The organism is Staphylococcus croceilyticus (genome assembly GCF_002902575.1).
Lineage (GTDB): Bacteria > Bacillota > Bacilli > Staphylococcales > Staphylococcaceae > Staphylococcus > Staphylococcus croceilyticus.
Map to the genome: position 1 here is coordinate 15,457 of NZ_PPRD01000002.1, position 19,795 is coordinate 35,251.

Genomic DNA, 19,795 nt, shown 5'->3' on the forward strand with positions numbered 1-19,795 from the left:
TTAACATGCTATGCTAATGTAGTGAGTAATGAGTTATTAATAATGAAAAAGATACAAATATTTAGTAGGGATAGTTAAAGTAATCTATAATAGTTGTACACAATTAAGCATGGTGTTTATATGAGTATATAAGTATAAATTTGAAAGTATAAATGATATGATAAATTGTTGTAGGCCAAACAGTTTTTAAGCTAAAGGAGCGGAAGTAATGGGATTTTTATCGAAAATTGTTGACGGCAATAAAAAAGAAACAAAACGTTTAGGGAAAATAGCTGATGAAGTACTCGCATTAGAGGAAGATATGGCTATTTTAACTGATGATGAAATCAAAGCTAAAACCAAAAAATTTCAAGAAGAAGTACAAGAAATTGAAGATGTAAAAAAACAAAATGATTATTTAGATAAAATTTTACCGCAAGCTTATGCACTTGTGCGTGAAGGTGCAAAACGTGTATTTAATATGACACCATATAAAGTTCAGGTTATGGGTGGTATCGTTATTCATAAAGGCGATATTGCTGAAATGAGAACAGGGGAAGGTAAAACATTAACAGCAACAATGCCAACATATTTAAACGCATTAGCTGGTCGTGGCGTTCACGTTATCACAGTCAATGAATACTTATCTAGTGTTCAAAGTGAAGAAATGGCTGAGCTATACGAATTCTTAGGATTAACAGTTGGTTTAAACTTAAACAGTAAATCAACAACTGAAAAGCGTGAAGCATATGCGCAAGATATTACTTATAGTACAAATAATGAACTAGGGTTTGATTATTTAAGAGATAACATGGTGAACTACGCAGAAGAACGTGTTATGAGACCACTACACTTTGCTATCATCGATGAGGTCGACTCTATTTTAATTGATGAAGCAAGAACACCATTAATTATTTCAGGTGAAGCTGAAAAATCAACTTCACTGTATACTCAAGCTAACGTTTTCGCAAAAATGTTAAAAATTGAAGATGACTATAAATATGATGAAAAAACGAAAGCAGTACACTTAACCGAACAAGGTGCTGATAAAGCAGAACGTATGTTTAAAATTGATAACTTATACGATGTGCAAAACGTTGAAATTATTAGTCATATCAATACAGCATTAAAAGCACATGTTACGTTACAACGTGACGTGGACTACATGGTAGTCGATGGAGAAGTATTAATTGTAGACCAATTTACAGGTCGTACAATGCCTGGCCGTCGTTTCTCTGAAGGTTTACACCAAGCGATTGAAGCAAAAGAAGGCGTAAAAATTCAAAATGAATCTAAAACAATGGCCTCTATTACTTTCCAAAACTACTTCCGTATGTACAATAAATTAGCTGGTATGACAGGTACAGCGAAAACGGAAGAAGAAGAGTTCCGAAATATTTACAATATGACAGTAACACAAATTCCTACTAATAAACCTGTTCAACGTGAAGATAAATCAGACTTAATTTATATTAGTCAAAAAGGTAAATTCGATGCCGTTGTCGAAGATGTTGTTGAAAAACATAAAAAAGGGCAACCTGTGTTATTAGGTACAGTAGCGGTTGAAACAAGTGAATATATTTCAAACTTACTGAAAAAACGCGGTATTCGTCATGATGTATTAAACGCTAAAAACCATGAACGTGAAGCAGAAATTGTAGCAAAAGCTGGTCAAAAAGGTGCCGTTACAATTGCGACTAACATGGCCGGTCGTGGTACCGATATTAAATTAGGTGAAGGCGTTGAAGAAATAGGTGGTCTTGCGGTTATTGGTACCGAACGTCATGAATCACGTCGTATTGATGATCAGTTACGTGGTCGTTCTGGTCGTCAAGGTGATAAAGGGGACAGCCGTTTCTACTTATCACTACAAGATGAATTAATGGTACGTTTCGGTTCAGAAAGACTTCAAAAAATGATGGGCCGTTTAGGTATGGATGATTCAACACCAATTGAATCTAAAATGGTGTCACGTGCTGTAGAATCAGCGCAAAAACGTGTTGAGGGTAATAATTTCGATGCTCGTAAACGTATCCTTGAATACGATGAAGTATTACGTAAACAACGTGAAATCATCTATAACGAACGTAACAATATTATTGATACGGAAAATAGTTCTGACTTAGTAATGACAATGTTACGTTCTACGTTACAACGTGCTGTGAATTATCACATTAATGAAGAAGATGATAATCCGGATTACACACCATTTATTAACTATGTTAGTGACGTATTCTTACAAGAAGGCGACTTAACTGAAGATGAAATCAAAGGTAAAGATTCAGAAGATATCTTTGATGTTGTATGGGCTAAGATTGAAAAAGCTTATGAAAGTCAAAAAGAAAAAATTGGCGATCAAATGCCTGAATTTGAGCGTATGATTTTATTACGTTCAATTGATTCACATTGGACTGATCATATCGATACTATGGACCAATTGCGTCAAGGTATCCACTTACGTTCATATGCACAACAAAATCCGCTTCGTGATTATCAAAATGAAGGTCATGAATTATTCGATATGATGATGCAAAATATCGAAGAGGATACATCTAAATTTATTCTTAAATCAGTCATTCAAGTTGATGATGATATCGAGCGTGAAAAAACAACTGACTTTGGTAAAGCACAACACGTGTCTGCTGAAGACGGTAAAGAAAAAGCAAAAAAACAACCTGTTGTTAAAGGTGAAAAGATTGGTCGTAATGACCCTTGTCCATGTGGTAGTGGCAAGAAATATAAAAACTGTCACGGCAAAGACGAATCATAATTTTAATGAAAACGGGAGATGTGAAGGTGTTCACGCTCCTGTTTTTTTATATAGTGACAAGGTATAGTTGCACTTCAACATTAGGTCTCATAACAAGGCTTCAATATTTTATGCGAGTAAATCGAATTGGCCTTTTCCAAAAGAAATGACAAGCATGAGAAATATCATGTATGATTAAGAAATGTATAGTAATGATTAATAGGAGAGATATGAATGGAATTATCTGAAATTAAACGTAATATTGATGATTATAGTAATGATTTAGACCAAATTAGGGGGTCTCTTTGACTTAGAGAATAAGGAGACGAATATTCAAGAGTATGAGGAAATGATGACGGAGCCTAATTTCTGGGATGATCAGAATAAAGCGCAAGAAATTATTGATAAGAATAATGCGTTGAAGGCTGTAGTGAATGGTTATCATGATTTAAATAATGAAGTTGAAGATATGACTGCAACTTGGGAATTGTTGCAAGAGGAATTTGATGAGGATATGAAGGACGACTTGGAGCAACAAGTCATCGGTTTCAATGAGAAGGTCGACCAATTTGAGTTGCAATTGTTATTAGATGGTCCTCATGATGCGAATAATGCGATTCTTGAATTGCATCCTGGTGCAGGTGGTACGGAGTCTCAAGACTGGGCGAGCATGTTACTACGTATGTATCAGCGTTATGGTGAGCAACAAGGCTTCAAAGTTGAAACAGTGGACTATTTACCTGGTGATGAAGCGGGCGTTAAGAGTGTCACATTATTAATTAAAGGTCATAATGCATACGGTTATTTAAAAGCTGAAAAGGGTGTACACCGATTAGTCAGAATTTCACCGTTTGATTCATCAGGTCGACGTCATACATCATTTGCTTCATGTGATGTCATTCCAGAATTTAACAATGATGAAATTGAGATTGAAATTAACCCGGATGATATTACGGTAGATACGTTTAGAGCGTCTGGTGCTGGTGGTCAGCACATTAACAAAACGGAATCCGCCATTCGAATTACGCACCATCCAACAGGTATCGTTGTAAATAACCAAAATGAGCGTTCACAAATTAAAAACCGTGAAGCGGCGATGAAAATGTTAAAGGCCAAATTGTATCAATTGAAATTGGAAGAGCAAGAACGTGAAATGGCTGAAATTCGTGGTGAACAAAAAGAAATTGGCTGGGGAAGTCAAATTCGCTCATACGTCTTCCATCCATATTCAATGGTGAAAGATCATCGTACTAATGAAGAAACAGGTAAAGTAGATGCAGTGATGGACGGTGAAATTCAACCGTTTATTGAAGCTTACTTGAGACAGTCAATGAATAGTAATGAAGAATAATGAAGTGAGTAGATTTTTATTAAATTAATTTGAAAATGAAGGCTTTATGTGTAATTAGCAAAGATATTTATTACTAAGATAGGCGTTTTTAATTAAATATGGAGTGTTATTTAACCTTTATATTACAACGGTTTAACATTACACTTTTCCCAAAAAATTTGTGCTACAGTATTGATGAACAAGAATACATTACTACAAAGGAATGACAACATGAGAAAAAAATCATTGACTGTAACACTGACATCTATCGCAGCGTTTGCTGGTATTAATGGCTTAGCTAGTGCACAACAAACACACGTTGTTGAAGACACGACATCAGTAGAAGCATTAGCGCATCAATTTGCTACGACTGCTAGTGAAATTCAATCATTAAATCATATTCAATCAAGCGAAGTTCAACAAGGGACATCTTTAGTAGTACCAGATAAAGATGTCGTTGAAGTAAAAGTTGGAGATACATTAAATAAAATTGCTAAAGCACATCACATTTCTTTAGACGAAGTATATGCATTAAATCCTGGGTTAACAACACTTATTCATCCAGGTGATTTAATTGCTGTTACTGAAAAAGGTGCTGCTAGTTTAGATAATCTTTCTGTTGATTATGCTCAACTTTATGCAGCTTCTACAACTTCTTCTAAAGAACAAGCAATTCATACTACTCAATTAGCTAGTTCATATAGCCATGCCTATATAGGGAACAGCGCGGTAACACATAGCCAAATGACTTCTAACTATGGTGCAAGCAATTATGAAGCACCAGCAAGATATACAACTAGCCACAACTATAATGTTGAGGTGACAAGCGCACCTGTAGCTTCAAACTATAATCATAGTACTGTAAACAACCAAGGTAATCGTTATTATTATGGTAACTGTACATACTATGCGTTCAATCGTCGTCAACAATTAGGTCGTTCAGTAGGAAGCTTCTGGGGTAATGCTAGTAACTGGGCTAATTCCGCTAGAAATGCTGGCTTAGCAGTTGATAATAGACCAGAAGTTGGGGCTGTATTCCAAACTAGCGCTGGTTACTATGGTCATGTAGGTGTAGTGGAACGTGTGAATAGTGACGGTTCTTTTTATGTGTCTGAAATGAACTGGAATGGTAACTATAATAATGTGACAAACCGTACAATTAAAAATACATCAGGCTACAACTTTATCCACTAAGAGATAGTATTGAATAAATTAATTAAAATATGAGAAAGCACTATGCTAGCAAAGAATTAATTGCTAAGTATAGTGCTTTTTATTTAGTTTTGTCTTTATTGAATTCAAAAAGCACAGTTTTGCCATATTTAATATAGATTGATACTTTTCATCAAATTATTGATTGGTATAATAAAAATAAGTATAATCTGTATTTAATAAAACATGGAGGTTTCGCGATATGGGTGTTCATCAATATTTTAAAAGACTTTCTGATTTAGAAAAATTAATTCGATTACCAGGTAAATTTAAGTATTTTGAACATAACGTAGCTGCACATTCTTTTAAAGTCACTAAAATTGCCCAATACTTAGCAACCGTTGAAGAGTACCATGGTAATACAATTGATTGGAAAAGTTTATATGAGAAAGCTTTGAACCATGACTTTGCAGAGGTATTTACTGGAGATATTAAGACACCTGTCAAATATGCAAGAACGGAATTGAAGATGTTATTCTCACAAGTCGAAGAAGAAATGGTGAATACTTTTATTAATGAGGAAATCCCAGAAGCGTATCAAGATATTTATCGCAAACGACTTCAAGAAGGTAAAGATGATTCTTTAGAAGGACAGATTTTATCAGTCGCAGATAAAATTGATTTACTTTATGAAACATTTGGCGAAATTCAAAAACGTAATCCAGAATCTTTATTCTTTGAAATTTATGAAAATAGTTTAGAAACCATTATTCAGTTTGATCATTTAAGTTCAGTACAAGACTTTATCGATAATGTCATACCTGAAATGTTAACTGAGAACTTTATTCCAAGAGCTGAATTACGTGAAACAACGATGGCCATATTAAATCGTAGAAATGGGTGAAAGAAATGATTTGGTATGCTTTAGCCGCCTTTTTTCCATGTGTATTAGTCGTATTATTTAGTGTGGTTACGAGAAGTAAGTGGGTAGGCGTACTTGTAACATTGATATTAATAGCCACATCGATTTATAAAGGCTTCTTCCATAATGAATGGATTATCTTTATAGATGTGGTGTCATTATTAGCTGGGTACGTCATTATAGACAAGTTAGAATTTCATAAACACCAAGACTGATACTTTATAAACAGATAAATTGAATTTAGTAATGAGTTGTTTTATATTAATTTTACATTTAAAAGAAATTAATACAGATAGATGGGACCTCTAGGTTAAAATGCTTTAACTTTAGGCTCATCTCTTTTTATATTTGAATGATTGAGTAAGGAAGATACAAACGTAAGCGAACAAACGTTTGTATTTTTCTTTATACTTTTGCTAAAATAAGCTTAAGTAAGAATACTTTTCAAAGAATAGGAAATAACAGTAGTAAGCATAAATTGAGGAGGCGCTTGTAAGAATGGTGGAACACTATCCATTTAAATTGAATTCTGAGTTTGATCCGCAAGGGGACCAACCTCAAGCGATTGAAAAGATTGCCAAAGGCGTTAAAGAAGGTAAACGTCATCAAACATTGCTTGGCGCTACCGGTACAGGTAAAACGTTCACCATGAGTAATGTAATTAAAGAAGTTGGGAAACCAACTTTAATTATTGCCCATAATAAAACATTGGCTGGCCAATTATACAGTGAGTTTAAAGAGTTCTTCCCTGAGAATAGAGTGGAGTACTTCGTAAGTTATTATGACTATTATCAACCTGAAGCTTATGTGCCTTCTACGGATACTTTTATTGAAAAAGATGCATCGATTAATGACGAAATCGACCAATTACGTCACTCTGCTACAAGTGCACTATTTGAACGTGATGATGTTATTATTATCGCCAGTGTAAGTTGTATTTATGGTTTAGGTAATCCAGAAGAATATAAGGACTTAGTAGTGAGTGTACGTGTAGGAATGGAAATGGATCGTAGTGAATTGCTACGTAAATTAGTCGACGTACAATACTCTAGAAATGATATCGATTTCCAACGAGGTACGTTTAGAGTACGCGGTGACGTTGTTGAAATTTTCCCAGCGTCACGTGAAGAAATGTGTATACGTGTAGAATTCTTTGGCGACGAAATTGATCGTATTCGCGAAGTGAATTACCTAACAGGCGAAGTCATTCGTGAAAGAGAACACTTCGCTATTTTCCCAGCCTCTCACTTCGTTACGCGTGAAGAGAAAATGAAAATAGCTATCGAGCGTATTGAAAAAGAATTAGAAGAACGTTTAAAAGAATTAAAAGATGAAAATAAACTATTAGAAGCACAACGTTTAGAACAACGTACAAATTATGACTTAGAAATGATGCGTGAAATGGGCTTTTGTTCGGGCATTGAAAATTACTCTGTTCATTTAACATTACGACCACCTGGTTCTACACCTTACACCTTACTGGATTATTTCGGTGATGACTGGTTAGTGATGATAGATGAATCACACGTAACGTTACCGCAAATTAGAGGGATGTTTAATGGTGACCAAGCACGTAAAAAAGTGTTGGTAGATCATGGTTTCCGTTTACCAAGCGCGATGGATAACCGCCCACTTAAATTTGAAGAGTTTGAACAAAAAACAAACCAATTGGTATATGTGTCAGCTACACCAGGTCCATATGAAATTGAACATACGGATGAAATGGTTGAACAAATTATTCGTCCTACTGGCTTATTAGATCCTAAAATTGATGTACGTCCAACGAAAAATCAAATTGATGATTTATTAGGTGAAATTCAAGAAAGAATTGATAGAGATGAACGTGTATTAGTGACGACATTAACTAAAAAAATGAGTGAAGATTTAACGACATACATGAAAGAAGCGGGTATCAAAGTTAACTACTTACACTCAGAAATTAAAACGCTAGAACGTATTGAAATTATTCGTGACTTGCGTATGGGTACATACGATGTTGTCGTAGGTATTAACTTGTTAAGAGAAGGTATCGATATTCCTGAAGTATCACTTGTGGTTATTTTAGATGCCGATAAAGAAGGCTTCTTGCGTTCTAACCGTTCATTAATTCAGACTATCGGTCGTGCTGCGCGTAATGATAAAGGTGAAGTCATTATGTATGCTGACAAGATGACGGATTCAATGCAGTATGCGATTGATGAAACACAGCGTCGTCGTGAAATTCAAATGGCTCATAATGAAAAATATGGCATCACACCGAAAACAATTAATAAAAAAATTCATGATGTTATTAGTGCTACTGTGGAAAATGATGAAACAAACGAAAAACAACAAATAGAAGTACCTAAGAAAATGACTAAGAAAGAACGTCAAAAAACAATTGAAAATATAGAAAAAGAAATGAAAAAAGCAGCTAAAGACTTAGACTTTGAGAGAGCAACAGAATTGAGAGATATGTTATTTGAATTAAAAGCAGAAGGGTGACAGATAAATGAAGGGACCAAGTATCGTAGTTAAAGGTGCGAGAGCACACAATTTAAAAAATATTGATATTGAACTTCCTAAAAATAAATTAATTGTTATGACGGGATTATCTGGTTCAGGTAAATCATCACTTGCCTTTGATACGATTTATGCAGAAGGTCAACGTCGATATGTAGAATCTTTAAGTGCCTATGCACGCCAATTTTTAGGCCAAATGGATAAACCAGATGTAGATACTATTGAAGGTTTATCTCCTGCCATTTCGATTGACCAAAAAACAACAAGTAAGAATCCACGTTCAACTGTAGCCACTGTAACTGAAATTTATGATTACATTCGTTTACTTTATGCACGTGTAGGTAAAGCGTACTGTCCTTATCACAACATTGAAATCGAATCACAAACTGTTCAACAAATGGTAGACCGCATTTTAGAGCTTGAAGAACGCACTAAAATTCAAATTTTAGCGCCAGTGATTTCTCATAGAAAAGGTAGTCATGAGAAATTAATTGAAGATATTGGTAAAAAAGGCTATGTACGTTTACGTGTTGACGGCGAAATCGTCGATGTGAATGAAGTGCCAGAATTAGATAAGAATAAAAATCATACAATTGAAGTTGTTGTAGACCGTTTAGTTGTAAAACCAGGTATTGAATCACGTTTAGCTGATTCGATTGAAACAGGTTTAGAATTAGCGGAAGGCAATATTACAATAGATGTTATTGACGGTGAAGACCTTAAATTCTCTGAGAACCATGCTTGTCCAATTTGTGGCTTTTCAATAGGCGAATTAGAACCTAGAATGTTTAGTTTCAACAGTCCATTTGGTGCTTGTCCAACATGTGGTGGGTTAGGGCAACGTTTAACAGTCGATGTGGACTTAGTTGTTCCTGATCAAAATAAAAGCTTAAACGAAGGTGCCATTGAACCTTGGGAACCGACAAGTTCTGACTTTTATCCCACATTATTAAAACGTGTCTGTGAAGTTTACAAAATTAATATGGATAAACCGTATAAGAAATTAACAGATAGACAAAAAGATATTCTAATGAATGGTTCTGGCGATAAACAAATAGAATTTTCATTCCATAGTCGTAACGGTGGTACACGCCATAGAAAAATGAAATTTGAAGGTGTATTGCCTAACATTGATCGTCGCTATCATGAATCACCTTCAGAATACACACGTGAAGTCATGAGTAAATATATGACAGAATTACCATGTGAAACTTGTCACGGTAAACGTTTAAGTAAAGAAGCCTTATCTGTTTACGTAGGCGGTTATAACATTGGTGAAGTTGTAGAATACTCTATTAATAATGCTTTACAGTTCTATGAAAATATCGAATTATCAGAACAAGACAAAGCGATAGCGAATCAAATTTTAAAAGAAATTATTTCTCGTTTATCATTCTTAAATAACGTCGGCTTAGAATATTTAACATTAAATCGTTCATCAGGTACGTTATCAGGTGGGGAAGCGCAACGTATTCGCTTAGCTACACAAATTGGTTCACGTTTAACTGGCGTACTTTATGTGTTAGATGAACCTTCTATCGGCTTACATCAACGTGATAATGATAGATTAATCGGTACTCTAAAAGAAATGCGTGATTTAGGCAATACACTGATTGTTGTCGAACATGATGACGATACTATGAGAGCGGCAGATTATCTTGTAGACGTTGGTCCCGGCGCAGGTAATCACGGCGGTGAGATTGTCTCAAGTGGTACACCAACTAAAGTTATGAAAGATAAGAAATCATTAACTGGTCAATATTTAAGTGGTAAAAAACGTATAGATGTACCTGAACATCGTCGTGAAATTACTGATAGAAAAATTAGCATTAAAGGCGCACGTAGTAACAACTTAAAAGGTGTAGACGTAGATCTACCATTATCTGTGATGACAGTAGTGACAGGTGTATCTGGTTCAGGTAAAAGTTCATTAGTAAATGAAGTACTATATAAATCTTTAGCACAAAAAATTAATAAATCTAAAGTGAGACCTGGTGAACACGATGCAATTGAAGGTATTGATCAATTAGATAAAATTATCGACATCGACCAATCTCCAATTGGTAGAACGCCTCGTTCAAACCCGGCGACTTATACTGGTGTATTTGACGATATTCGCGATGTCTTTGCGCAAACAAACGAAGCTAAAATTCGTGGTTATCAAAAAGGACGTTTCAGTTTCAACGTGAAAGGTGGCCGTTGTGAAGCTTGTAAAGGCGACGGTATTATCAAAATTGAAATGCATTTCTTACCTGATGTGTACGTACCTTGCGAAGTGTGTGATGGTAAACGTTATAATCGTGAAACTTTAGAAGTCACATACAAAGGTAAAAATATTGCAGATGTATTAGAAATGACAGTAGAAGAAGCAACTTATTTCTTTGAAAATATTCCTAAAATACATCGCAAATTACAAACACTCGTAGATGTAGGTTTAGGCTATATCACATTAGGTCAACAAGCTACTACACTTTCTGGTGGGGAAGCACAACGTGTGAAATTAGCATCAGAATTGCATAAACGTTCTACTGGTCGTTCAATTTATATCCTAGATGAACCAACAACTGGTTTACACGTAGATGATATTAGTAGATTATTGAAAGTGTTAAACCGACTTGTTGAAAATGGTGACACAGTAGTCATCATTGAACATAACTTAGATGTGATTAAAACTGCAGATCATATTATCGATTTAGGTCCTGAAGGCGGTGAAGGTGGCGGTACTATCGTAGCTACCGGTACACCTGAAGAAATTGCTCAAGTCGAAGCGTCTTACACTGGTAAATATTTAAAACCCGTGCTTGAACGTGACTCAGTCGAATAAATATGCCACAACGCGCACAGAGTGGCTAAGTAAAAAGTAAATATATATTAGTGGTCTTTCCTATATAAAGTGATGGAAGTAAAGCGAAGAAATGATAGGGAATATTGATTTCTTCGATGCTATAGTAGTGCTTCTAACCTTTAAAATAGGGAAGACTTTTTTATTTGTTTAGAGCTTGAACAAACAAATTCACCTCCAAAGCGACATTTTTATATTAATAGTGACTTCATTTTTGATATGATAGTAAATGAATTCAAGTGAAAATTTTGAGGTGAACTCATGTTAACGACAGAGAAATTAGTCAAAATATTAAATTTAGAACTGTTTACTGGGGAAAAAGGATTACATAAACATATTAAAAATACGGATATATCACGTCCTGGTTTGGAAATGGCTGGATATTTTTCACATTATGCGGCTGATAGAATCCAATTATTAGGAACAACTGAATTATCTTTCTATAATTTATTGCCAGATGAAGAACGACAAGGACGTATGCGCAAATTATGCCGTCCAGAAACACCAGCAATCATTGTGACAAGGGGACTAGAACCACCTCAAGAATTAATCGAAGCAGCTCAAGAAATGGATACCCCATTAATTGTTTCTAAAGATGCCACAACAAGTTTGATGAGTCGTTTAACTACGTTTCTTGAACATGAGCTAGCACAGAGCACATCGTTGCACGGGGTATTAGTCGATGTATATGGAGTAGGTGTGTTAATCACTGGAGATTCAGGTATTGGTAAAAGTGAAACAGCATTAGAGTTAGTGAAACGTGGCCACCGCTTAGTAGCCGATGATAATGTTGAAATTCGTCAAATTACTAAAGGTGAACTCATCGGTACACCACCGAAATTAATTGAACATTTGCTTGAAATTCGTGGCCTCGGTATTATCAATGTTATGACATTGTTTGGCGCAGGGTCTATTTTGACGGAAAAGCAAATCCGCTTAAATATTAATTTGGAAAATTGGAACAAAGATAAATTATACGACCGCGTTGGTTTGAACGAAGAAACTTTAAAAATTCTTGATACTGAAATTACTAAAAAAACCGTTCCAGTACGTCCGGGTAGAAACGTAGCTGTAATCATAGAAGTGGCTGCTATGAACTACCGTTTAAATATTATGGGTATCAATACGGCTGAAGAATTTAACCAACGCTTAAATGAAGAAATTTTAAGAAAAGGTAATCAAAGCAAGGAGAAGTAAGACATGATGTTTAATTTGAATTATATTGATCCAACTGCTTTTCACTTAGGACCTTTAGCTATTAAGTGGTATGGGATAATTATCGCCGTAGGTATTCTTATCGGTTATTTTATAGCCCAGGAAAGTTTGAAGCATGTTGGTTTACATAAAGATACATTAGTCGATGTCATTTTTTATAGTGCTATCTTTGGATTTTTAGTTGCACGTATTTATTTTGTGATTTTCCAATGGCCTTATTATATGGAGAATCCTGCAGAAATTCCTAAGATTTGGCACGGTGGTATCGCGATACATGGTGGTTTAATAGGTGGATTTATTACGGGAATAATTGTATGTAAGATAAAGAATTTAAATCCATTTCAAATTGGAGATATCGTAGCACCAAGTATTATTTTAGCGCAAGGCATCGGACGTTGGGGCAATTTCATGAATCATGAAGCGCATGGGGGGCCGGTTTCTAGAACGTTTTTAGAACATTTACATATTCCTGAGTTTATTATTCGTAATATGTATGTTGAAGGTGTTTATTATCATCCAACATTTTTATATGAATCGATTTGGGATGTACTAGGATTTATTATCCTAATGACGATTAGAAAGCATCTTCGTGTAGGTGAAACATTCGCACTTTATTTAATCTGGTATTCAATTGGCCGTTTCTTTGTAGAAGGTTTAAGAACAGACAGTTTAATGTTAACGAGTCATATACGTGTTGCTCAATTAGTATCTGTTATCCTAATTATTGTAGGACTTATCTTAATTGTTTATAGACGTTTGAAACACCCCCCCCCAATTTATAAAGAAGCAGGACCATTAAGTTGGCCTAACAGTAAGGTGAACGCGAAATAATGCGACGTTTAACCCAGATAACAAGACAGGCGGTAAATCCATTATGGCGTATTTACCGCTTTGTCAGTTTTCCAAAGACCTTTAGAAATACGTTAATCATTGAGCTATGTCGCTACATACCTAACTTAAAGTTGAAACGATGGATTTATATTCATTTTTTGAAAATGAAGATCGGCAAACAGACCGCAATTGCTTATAAAGTGATGATGGATATTTTCCATCCTCAATTAATATCCATTGGCAATAATTGTGTAATTGGTTATAATACTACAATATTAACGCATGAAGTATTAGCAGAAGAATATCGTTATGGTCCAGTAAAGATCGGACATAACACTTTAATAGGCGCTAATACTACCATTTTGCCAGGTATTCATATTGGACATAATGTAACAGTGAAAGCCGGCACTATAGTGTCTAAAGATATTCCAGATAACGCGATTGTATATGGAAATCCAATGCACATACAATATAAATAGAAAGAGAGGTGACAAAGTATGGCACAAAAGAACAATAATGTAATATCAATGGTATTTGATGAAGACTTCTATCGAAAAATGGCAGATCAAAAATTTAAACAACAAGATTATAAAAAAGCAGCGGAGTACTATAAAAAAGTGCTTGATTTGTCACCAGATGATTTTGATATTCAATTAAACTATACGCATTGTCTTACTAAAATGAATTTAGGTAGCCAAGCTGAAAAGCTTTTTTACGAGAATATTATTAAAAGAAACCATGTAGAAGAAAGTTATTACCAATTAAGTGAATTAAACATCGAACTTAATGAGCCAAACAAGGCCTTCTTGTTTGGTATTAATTATGTGATTTTGACTGAAGATAAAGAGTATAGAGCAGAATTAGAAAAAACATTCGAAGTGTCTTATATAAGTGAAGAAAAAATTGAATTAGAAGCACAGTTATTTGCAACACAATTGTTATTCCAATATTTATTTTCACAAGGACGTTTAGAAGAAGCACGCGCATACATATTGCAACAAGATGAAGGCATCCAAGAACATCGCGTCGTGCGTAATTTATTAGCGATGTGTTATTTGTACTTAAGTGAATACGAAACGGCTAAAGAATTATTTGAAACACTCTTAAGTGAAGATAATTCAGATGTGCATGCCTTATGCCACTATACGTTGTTGCTCTATAACACAAATGAAACTGAAAAATATCAAAAGTATTTAAAGATTTTAAGCAAAGTTGTACCAATGAACGATGATGAAAGTTTCAAATTAGGTATCGTCTTAAGTTATTTAAAACAATATGAAGCGTCTCAACAACTTTTATTACCACTGTATAAAAAGGGCAAGTTCGCTTCAATTCAAATGTTTAACGCTTTAAGCTTTAACTATTATTACCTTGGAAATAAAGAACAAAGTGAATTATTCTGGGACAAGCTGTTACAGATTTCTAAAGTGGATGTTGGTTACGCGCCATGGGTAATAGAAGAAAGTAAACAAATATTTGATCAGAAAATTCAACCACTATTAATGGACGATGATAGCCATTATAGATTATATGGTGTCTTCTTATTGAATCAGTTAAATGGTAAGGAAATTCTTATGACTGAAGAAATTTGGTCAGTTCTTGAAACGATGAATGATTATGAAAAACTGTACTTAACTTATTTAGTACAAGGACTTCACTTGAATAAATTAGATTTTATTCATCGTGGTTTACTCAAACTTTACAATAATAAAGAATTACGTCAAGATACAGAGCTGTTTATAAGTTGGATTGATAAAGGCGAAGGATTAATTGCAAATGAAGTAGATTTAAGTGACGTAGATAGATACGTGGCAGCACATGTCTACCTTTATCATCGATACTACGACACCCATATGACTAAAAAAGAAATAATAGAATTGTTTAATACTTCAAAATACAAGCTAGATAGCGCGATTAATCAGTTATTGAGCATATAAATTTAAGAAATGACTATTATAATATATAATGCGCATGATAATAAAAACGTAGGAGGCATAAAAATGACTGAAGTAAACTATGATGTTGCGATTATCGGTGCTGGACCCGCTGGTATGACTGCAGCAGTTTATGCATCACGTGCAAACTTAAGCACTGTTATGATTGAAAGAGGAATGCCAGGTGGCCAAATGGCTAACACAGAAGAAGTAGAAAACTTCCCAGGTTTTGAAATGATTACTGGTCCAGATTTATCAACTAAAATGTTCGAACATGCGAAAAAATTTGGCGCTGAATACCAATACGGCGATATTAAATCTATTGAAGATAAAGGTGACTACAAAGTTATTAATTTAGGTAACAAAGAAATCACAGCGCATGCTGTTATTATATCAACTGGTGCAGAATATAAAAAAATCGGCGTACCTGGTGAACAAGAACTAGGCGGACGTGGCGTAAGTTACTGTGCTGTATGTGATGGCGCATTCTTTAAAAATAAAAACTTATTCGTAATCGGCGGCGGTGACTCTGCAGTTGAAGAAGGCGCTTTCCTAACTAAATTCGCAGATAAAGTTACAATTGTGCACCGTAGAGACGAATTAAGAGCTCAAAAAATATTACAAGATCGTGCATTTAAAAATGAAAAAATCGACTTCATTTGGAGCCACACATTAAAATCAATTAATGAAAAAGATGGTAAAGTAGGTTCCGTTACACTAGTATCTACGAAAGATGCCTCAGAACAAACATTAGATGCTGACGGTGTATTTATCTATATCGGAATGAAACCATTAACTGCACCATTCAATAACTTAGGTATCACAAATGACATGGGTTATATCGTTACTAAAGACGACATGACAACATCTGTCCCTGGTATTTTTGCAGCTGGAGACGTTAGAGACAAAGGTCTACGTCAAATTGTAACTGCGACAGGCGACGGTAGTATTGCTGCTCAAAGTGCAATCGACTACATTGAAGAATTAAAAGATAAAGCAGAAGCGTAAGCATAGAATCAAGCTAGGATAATGCCTCAATGAACTTTTCATGAATGGCATTGTTCTAGCTTTTTTATTTGAAAATGAAACCCCAAAAAACAAAACTATCTCGTTAGTTACGTTCCCTTAAACATATGATATTATGAAAGTAAATAGATACTTATGCATACATATTAGATATAAACATAGACTAACTGGGCGGTGTTCATAATGATAAATCAAACAAATAATGAAACAAGTGAAAAAATTAGCAAAAGTGAATTATTAGTAGTGACCGGATTATCAGGCGCAGGTAAATCTGTAGTCATTCAATGTTTAGAAGATATAGGTTTCTTCTGTGTAGACAATTTACCACCGATTTTATTGCCGAAATTTGTTGAATTAATGGAACAAGGAAACCCATCATTACAAAAAGTAGCGATAGCTATTGATTTACGAGGTAAAGAATTATTTACGTCATTAGTAGAAGAAATTGATGCTATAAAAAGTCGCAACGACGTCATCGTTGACGTGATGTTTTTAGAAGCAGATACTGAAAAACTCATTTCTAGATATAAAGAATCTCGTCGTGCTCACCCATTAAATGAAAATGGCCAAATGTCACTTATCGATTCTATTCTTGAAGAAAGACAACTGCTTTCTAGAATTCGTACTTTTGCAAATTACATTGTAGATACAACCAACTTAACAATTAAAGAATTAAAAGACAGAGTTAAAAAGAAATTTAAGGATGAAAACTTTAAGTCATTTAGTATCAATGTGACAAGTTTTGGTTTTAAACATGGTATTCAAATGGATGCAGATTTAGTATTTGATGTGCGATTTTTACCTAACCCATATTATGTAGAAGACTTGAGACCGATGACAGGGGAAGACGAAGCTGTTTACAATTATGTTATGAAGTGGAAAGAGACAGAAATATTCTTTGAAAAGTTAATGGACTTACTAAAATTCATGATTCCAGGGTATAAAAAAGAAGGAAAAGCTCAGTTAGTTATTGCGATAGGTTGTACAGGCGGACAACATCGTTCAGTAGCGCTAGCTAAGCGTATTGGTCAAGAACTTGACGAAATCTTTGATTATAATGTTTATGTTCATCACAGAGATGCACATATTGAAAGTGGCGTGAAAAAATGAAACAGTTAAAAGTCGTACTTATAGGTGGGGGGACAGGCCTATCAGTATTAGCTAGAGGATTAAGAGAATATCCCATTGATATCACAGCTATCGTTACGGTAGCCGATGATGGGGGAAGCACGGGGAAGATTCGAAATGAAATGGATATCCCTGCGCCAGGAGATATTCGTAATGTAATCGCAGCACTTAGTGATGCAGAACCGATATTAGAAGAATTATTCCAATATCGCTTTGAAGAACATCAAATTGAAGGTCATTCACTTGGGAACCTTTTATTAGCAGCACTCACTAATATTAAAAATGACTTTGGTCATGCGGTTAAAGAATTAAGTAAAATCTTAAATATTAAAGGGAAAGTTATTCCATCTACAAATACTAACGTCATGTTAAATGCCGTTTTAGAAGATGGAGAAATTGTAAAAGGGGAATCTAAAATTCCTCAAAAAAATAAAAAAATTGAGCGTGTATACTTAGAACCGCCGAATGTTGAACCTATGGAAGAAGCCATAGAGGCCCTTGATGAAGCGGATTTAATTGTGTTAGGCCCAGGTTCTCTCTACACTAGTGTCATCTCTAATTTATGTGTAAAAGGAATGTCTGACGCTATTTTGAGTTCGAAAGCGCCTAAACTCTATATTGCTAATATCATGACACAACCAGGGGAAACAAATAATTATGATGTTTTAGATCATATCAATGCTATTCATGACCATGCTGGTAAGCAGTTCATTGATTATGTGATTTGTAGCGATGAGAAATATGATGAACAAATTTTACAACATTATAAAAATCGCAATGCCCAACCAGTAGTTATGAACGAGGATGATTTAACTAAGAATAATATTAAGATTATTACGTCTTCTAATTTAGTAGAGGTATATGATCAGCATTTGGTGCGTCATAATACTAAAGTACTCGCTAAATTAATCTATGACTTAGCACTTGAATTAACAAGTACAATTCAATTTAAACCTAAGAAGTAGTATATCGTTTTTGCACTTTGAAAATTATGATACAATAGAGAGCGTGTGTTTATAAACGATTAATTATGATAACTTAATGAATTTTGGAATGTTAATTACATATATTTATGACAATGATTGGAAAGGAAGGGAAATAAGGCGATGAGTTTTGCATCAGATATGAAAAATGAACTAACACGTATAGAAGTAGATGAAAGCAACGCTAAAGCGGAACTTAGCGCATTAATCCGTATGAACGGTGCCCTTAGTCTATCTAATCAACAATTTGTAATTAATGTTCAAACTGAAAATGCGACAACAGCCCGTCGTATTTACTCATTAATTAAACGAATATTTAATGTTGAAATTGAAATATTAGTACGTAAGAAAATGAAATTAAAGAAAAATAATATTTATATTTGTCGTACTAAAGTAAGAGCCAGAGAAATTCTAGATGAACTTGGAATATTAAAAAATGGTATATTTGTACATGATATTGACGCGAGTATGATTAAAGATGACGAAATGCGTAGAAGTTATTTACGTGGTGCGTTTTTAGCAGGTGGTTCTGTAAATAATCCAGAAACCTCTTCTTACCATCTTGAAATATTTTCCCAATATGAGAATCATTCCGAAGGTTTAACCAAGCTAATGAATAGTTATGGCTTAAATGCTAAACACTTAGAACGTAAAAAGGGAAGTATAGCTTACTTAAAAGAAGCAGAAAAAATCTCAGAATTTCTTAGCTTAATAGGTGGTTATCAAGCACTATTAAAATTTGAAGATGTGCGCATAGTTAGAGATATGAGAAACTCAGTAAACCGCTTAGTAAACTGTGAAACTGCTAATTTAAATAAAACGGTAAGTGCAGCGATGAAACAGGTACAAAGCATCCAACTTATCGATGAAGAAATTGGTATTGAAAATCTTCCAGATCGCTTAAGAGAAATTGCAAAATTACGTGTAGAACATCAAGAAATTTCATTAAAAGAACTAGGAGAAATGGTTTCAACAGGACCTATTTCGAAATCAGGCGTCAACCATCGTTTGAGAAAATTAAACGAACTTGCTGACAAAATACGTAGTGGCGAGAAAATAGAATTATAAATATGAAGAAAGGTATTTTTGAAGATTAGTCAAAAATACCTTTTTATTATATAGTAGAATGTTGTTGAATAAAAAGCATAGAAGGAAATCAAGATTAAAAATCTGATTTCCTTCCTGTTATTTAGCACAATAAA

Annotated in this window: 15 protein-coding genes; all 15 read left to right on the forward strand. The window is 34.4% G+C overall.

Going from position 1 to position 19,795, the window contains the following annotated elements; all coding sequences use genetic code 11:
• Positions 1-208: 208 nt before the first annotated feature.
• The 15 genes from secA (at position 209) to whiA (ending at position 19,661) form a co-directional block, all read left to right on the forward strand.
• Positions 209-2,749, forward strand: coding sequence for a preprotein translocase subunit SecA (gene secA / locus CD128_RS00165; RefSeq protein ID WP_103328093.1), 2,541 nt, complete (start codon positions 209-211; stop codon positions 2,747-2,749).
• A gap of 213 nt (positions 2,750-2,962) precedes the next feature.
• Positions 2,963-4,079, forward strand: a protein-coding gene (prfB, locus tag CD128_RS00170) for a peptide chain release factor 2 (RefSeq protein ID WP_103328094.1) whose coding sequence is annotated in 2 segments (ribosomal slippage) — positions 2,963-3,034 and positions 3,036-4,079 — 1,116 coding nt in all. Because the reading frame shifts where the segments join, the coding sequence is not laid out codon by codon here.
• 210 nt (positions 4,080-4,289) lie between these two features.
• A complete protein-coding gene (locus tag CD128_RS00175; RefSeq protein ID WP_103328095.1) occupies positions 4,290-5,252 on the forward strand; it encodes a COG3942 and LysM peptidoglycan-binding domain-containing protein in 963 nt (320 codons plus the stop codon).
• A gap of 220 nt (positions 5,253-5,472) precedes the next feature.
• Positions 5,473-6,114 carry a YfbR-like 5'-deoxynucleotidase gene (locus CD128_RS00180; protein WP_103328096.1) on the forward strand — a complete coding sequence of 214 codons (642 nt, stop codon included), beginning with the start codon at positions 5,473-5,475 and terminating at the stop codon, positions 6,112-6,114.
• A 5-nt stretch (positions 6,115-6,119) separates the two neighbouring features.
• Positions 6,120-6,347, forward strand: coding sequence for a CsbA family protein (locus CD128_RS00185; RefSeq protein WP_103328097.1), 228 nt, complete (start codon positions 6,120-6,122; stop codon positions 6,345-6,347).
• Between the two features lie 283 nt (positions 6,348-6,630).
• Positions 6,631-8,616: an excinuclease ABC subunit UvrB gene (gene uvrB / locus CD128_RS00190; protein ID WP_103328098.1), complete on the forward strand. Its 1,986-nt coding sequence runs from the start codon at positions 6,631-6,633 to the stop codon at positions 8,614-8,616.
• Between the two features lie 7 nt (positions 8,617-8,623).
• On the forward strand, positions 8,624-11,458 hold the full coding sequence (uvrA, locus tag CD128_RS00195) for an excinuclease ABC subunit UvrA (protein WP_103328099.1): 2,835 nt from the start codon (positions 8,624-8,626) through the stop codon (positions 11,456-11,458).
• Positions 11,459-11,737: 279 nt separating this feature from the next.
• Complete coding sequence (gene hprK, locus CD128_RS00200) at positions 11,738-12,673, forward strand: HPr(Ser) kinase/phosphatase (protein ID WP_103328100.1); 936 nt, start codon at positions 11,738-11,740, stop codon at positions 12,671-12,673.
• 3 nt (positions 12,674-12,676) lie between these two features.
• Positions 12,677-13,522 carry a prolipoprotein diacylglyceryl transferase gene (gene lgt / locus CD128_RS00205; RefSeq protein ID WP_103328101.1) on the forward strand — a complete coding sequence of 282 codons (846 nt, stop codon included), beginning with the start codon at positions 12,677-12,679 and terminating at the stop codon, positions 13,520-13,522.
• Positions 13,522-14,001 (forward strand): acyltransferase, encoded by a 480-nt coding sequence (locus CD128_RS00210; protein ID WP_103328102.1) that lies wholly within the window; start codon positions 13,522-13,524, stop codon positions 13,999-14,001. Before lgt ends, CD128_RS00210 begins: the two co-directional genes overlap by 1 nt.
• An 18-nt stretch (positions 14,002-14,019) precedes the next feature.
• Positions 14,020-15,459, forward strand: coding sequence for a tetratricopeptide repeat protein (locus CD128_RS00215; protein ID WP_103328103.1), 1,440 nt, complete (start codon positions 14,020-14,022; stop codon positions 15,457-15,459).
• Between the two features lie 63 nt (positions 15,460-15,522).
• Positions 15,523-16,464 (forward strand): thioredoxin-disulfide reductase, encoded by a 942-nt coding sequence (gene trxB / locus CD128_RS00220; protein WP_103328104.1) that lies wholly within the window; start codon positions 15,523-15,525, stop codon positions 16,462-16,464.
• A gap of 201 nt (positions 16,465-16,665) precedes the next feature.
• Positions 16,666-17,592 carry an RNase adapter RapZ gene (gene rapZ, locus CD128_RS00225; RefSeq protein WP_103328105.1) on the forward strand — a complete coding sequence of 309 codons (927 nt, stop codon included), beginning with the start codon at positions 16,666-16,668 and terminating at the stop codon, positions 17,590-17,592.
• Positions 17,589-18,575, forward strand: coding sequence for a gluconeogenesis factor YvcK family protein (locus CD128_RS00230; protein WP_103328106.1), 987 nt, complete (start codon positions 17,589-17,591; stop codon positions 18,573-18,575). Before rapZ ends, CD128_RS00230 begins: the two co-directional genes overlap by 4 nt.
• A gap of 141 nt (positions 18,576-18,716) precedes the next feature.
• Positions 18,717-19,661 (forward strand): DNA-binding protein WhiA, encoded by a 945-nt coding sequence (gene whiA, locus CD128_RS00235; protein WP_103298315.1) that lies wholly within the window; start codon positions 18,717-18,719, stop codon positions 19,659-19,661.
• Positions 19,662-19,795: the final 134 nt, after the last annotated feature.

What these genes read in the sequence shown, in the direction of transcription:
- CD128_RS00175 (WP_103328095.1), top strand. Translation starts at nt 4,290, where the DNA reads ATGAGAAAAAAATCATTGACTGTAACACTGACATCTATCGCAGCGTTT.
- rapZ (WP_103328105.1), top strand. Translation starts at nt 16,666, where the DNA reads ATGATAAATCAAACAAATAATGAAACAAGTGAAAAAATTAGCAAAAGT.
- whiA (WP_103298315.1), top strand. Translation starts at nt 18,717, where the DNA reads ATGAGTTTTGCATCAGATATGAAAAATGAACTAACACGTATAGAAGTA.
- CD128_RS00230 (WP_103328106.1), top strand. Translation starts at nt 17,589, where the DNA reads ATGAAACAGTTAAAAGTCGTACTTATAGGTGGGGGGACAGGCCTATCA.
- CD128_RS00185 (WP_103328097.1), top strand. Translation starts at nt 6,120, where the DNA reads ATGATTTGGTATGCTTTAGCCGCCTTTTTTCCATGTGTATTAGTCGTA.
- hprK (WP_103328100.1), top strand. Translation starts at nt 11,738, where the DNA reads ATGTTAACGACAGAGAAATTAGTCAAAATATTAAATTTAGAACTGTTT.
- CD128_RS00215 (WP_103328103.1), top strand. Translation starts at nt 14,020, where the DNA reads ATGGCACAAAAGAACAATAATGTAATATCAATGGTATTTGATGAAGAC.
- trxB (WP_103328104.1), top strand. Translation starts at nt 15,523, where the DNA reads ATGACTGAAGTAAACTATGATGTTGCGATTATCGGTGCTGGACCCGCT.
- uvrA (WP_103328099.1), top strand. Translation starts at nt 8,624, where the DNA reads ATGAAGGGACCAAGTATCGTAGTTAAAGGTGCGAGAGCACACAATTTA.
- lgt (WP_103328101.1), top strand. Translation starts at nt 12,677, where the DNA reads ATGATGTTTAATTTGAATTATATTGATCCAACTGCTTTTCACTTAGGA.
- uvrB (WP_103328098.1), top strand. Translation starts at nt 6,631, where the DNA reads ATGGTGGAACACTATCCATTTAAATTGAATTCTGAGTTTGATCCGCAA.
- CD128_RS00210 (WP_103328102.1), top strand. Translation starts at nt 13,522, where the DNA reads ATGCGACGTTTAACCCAGATAACAAGACAGGCGGTAAATCCATTATGG.
- secA (WP_103328093.1), top strand. Translation starts at nt 209, where the DNA reads ATGGGATTTTTATCGAAAATTGTTGACGGCAATAAAAAAGAAACAAAA.
- CD128_RS00180 (WP_103328096.1), top strand. Translation starts at nt 5,473, where the DNA reads ATGGGTGTTCATCAATATTTTAAAAGACTTTCTGATTTAGAAAAATTA.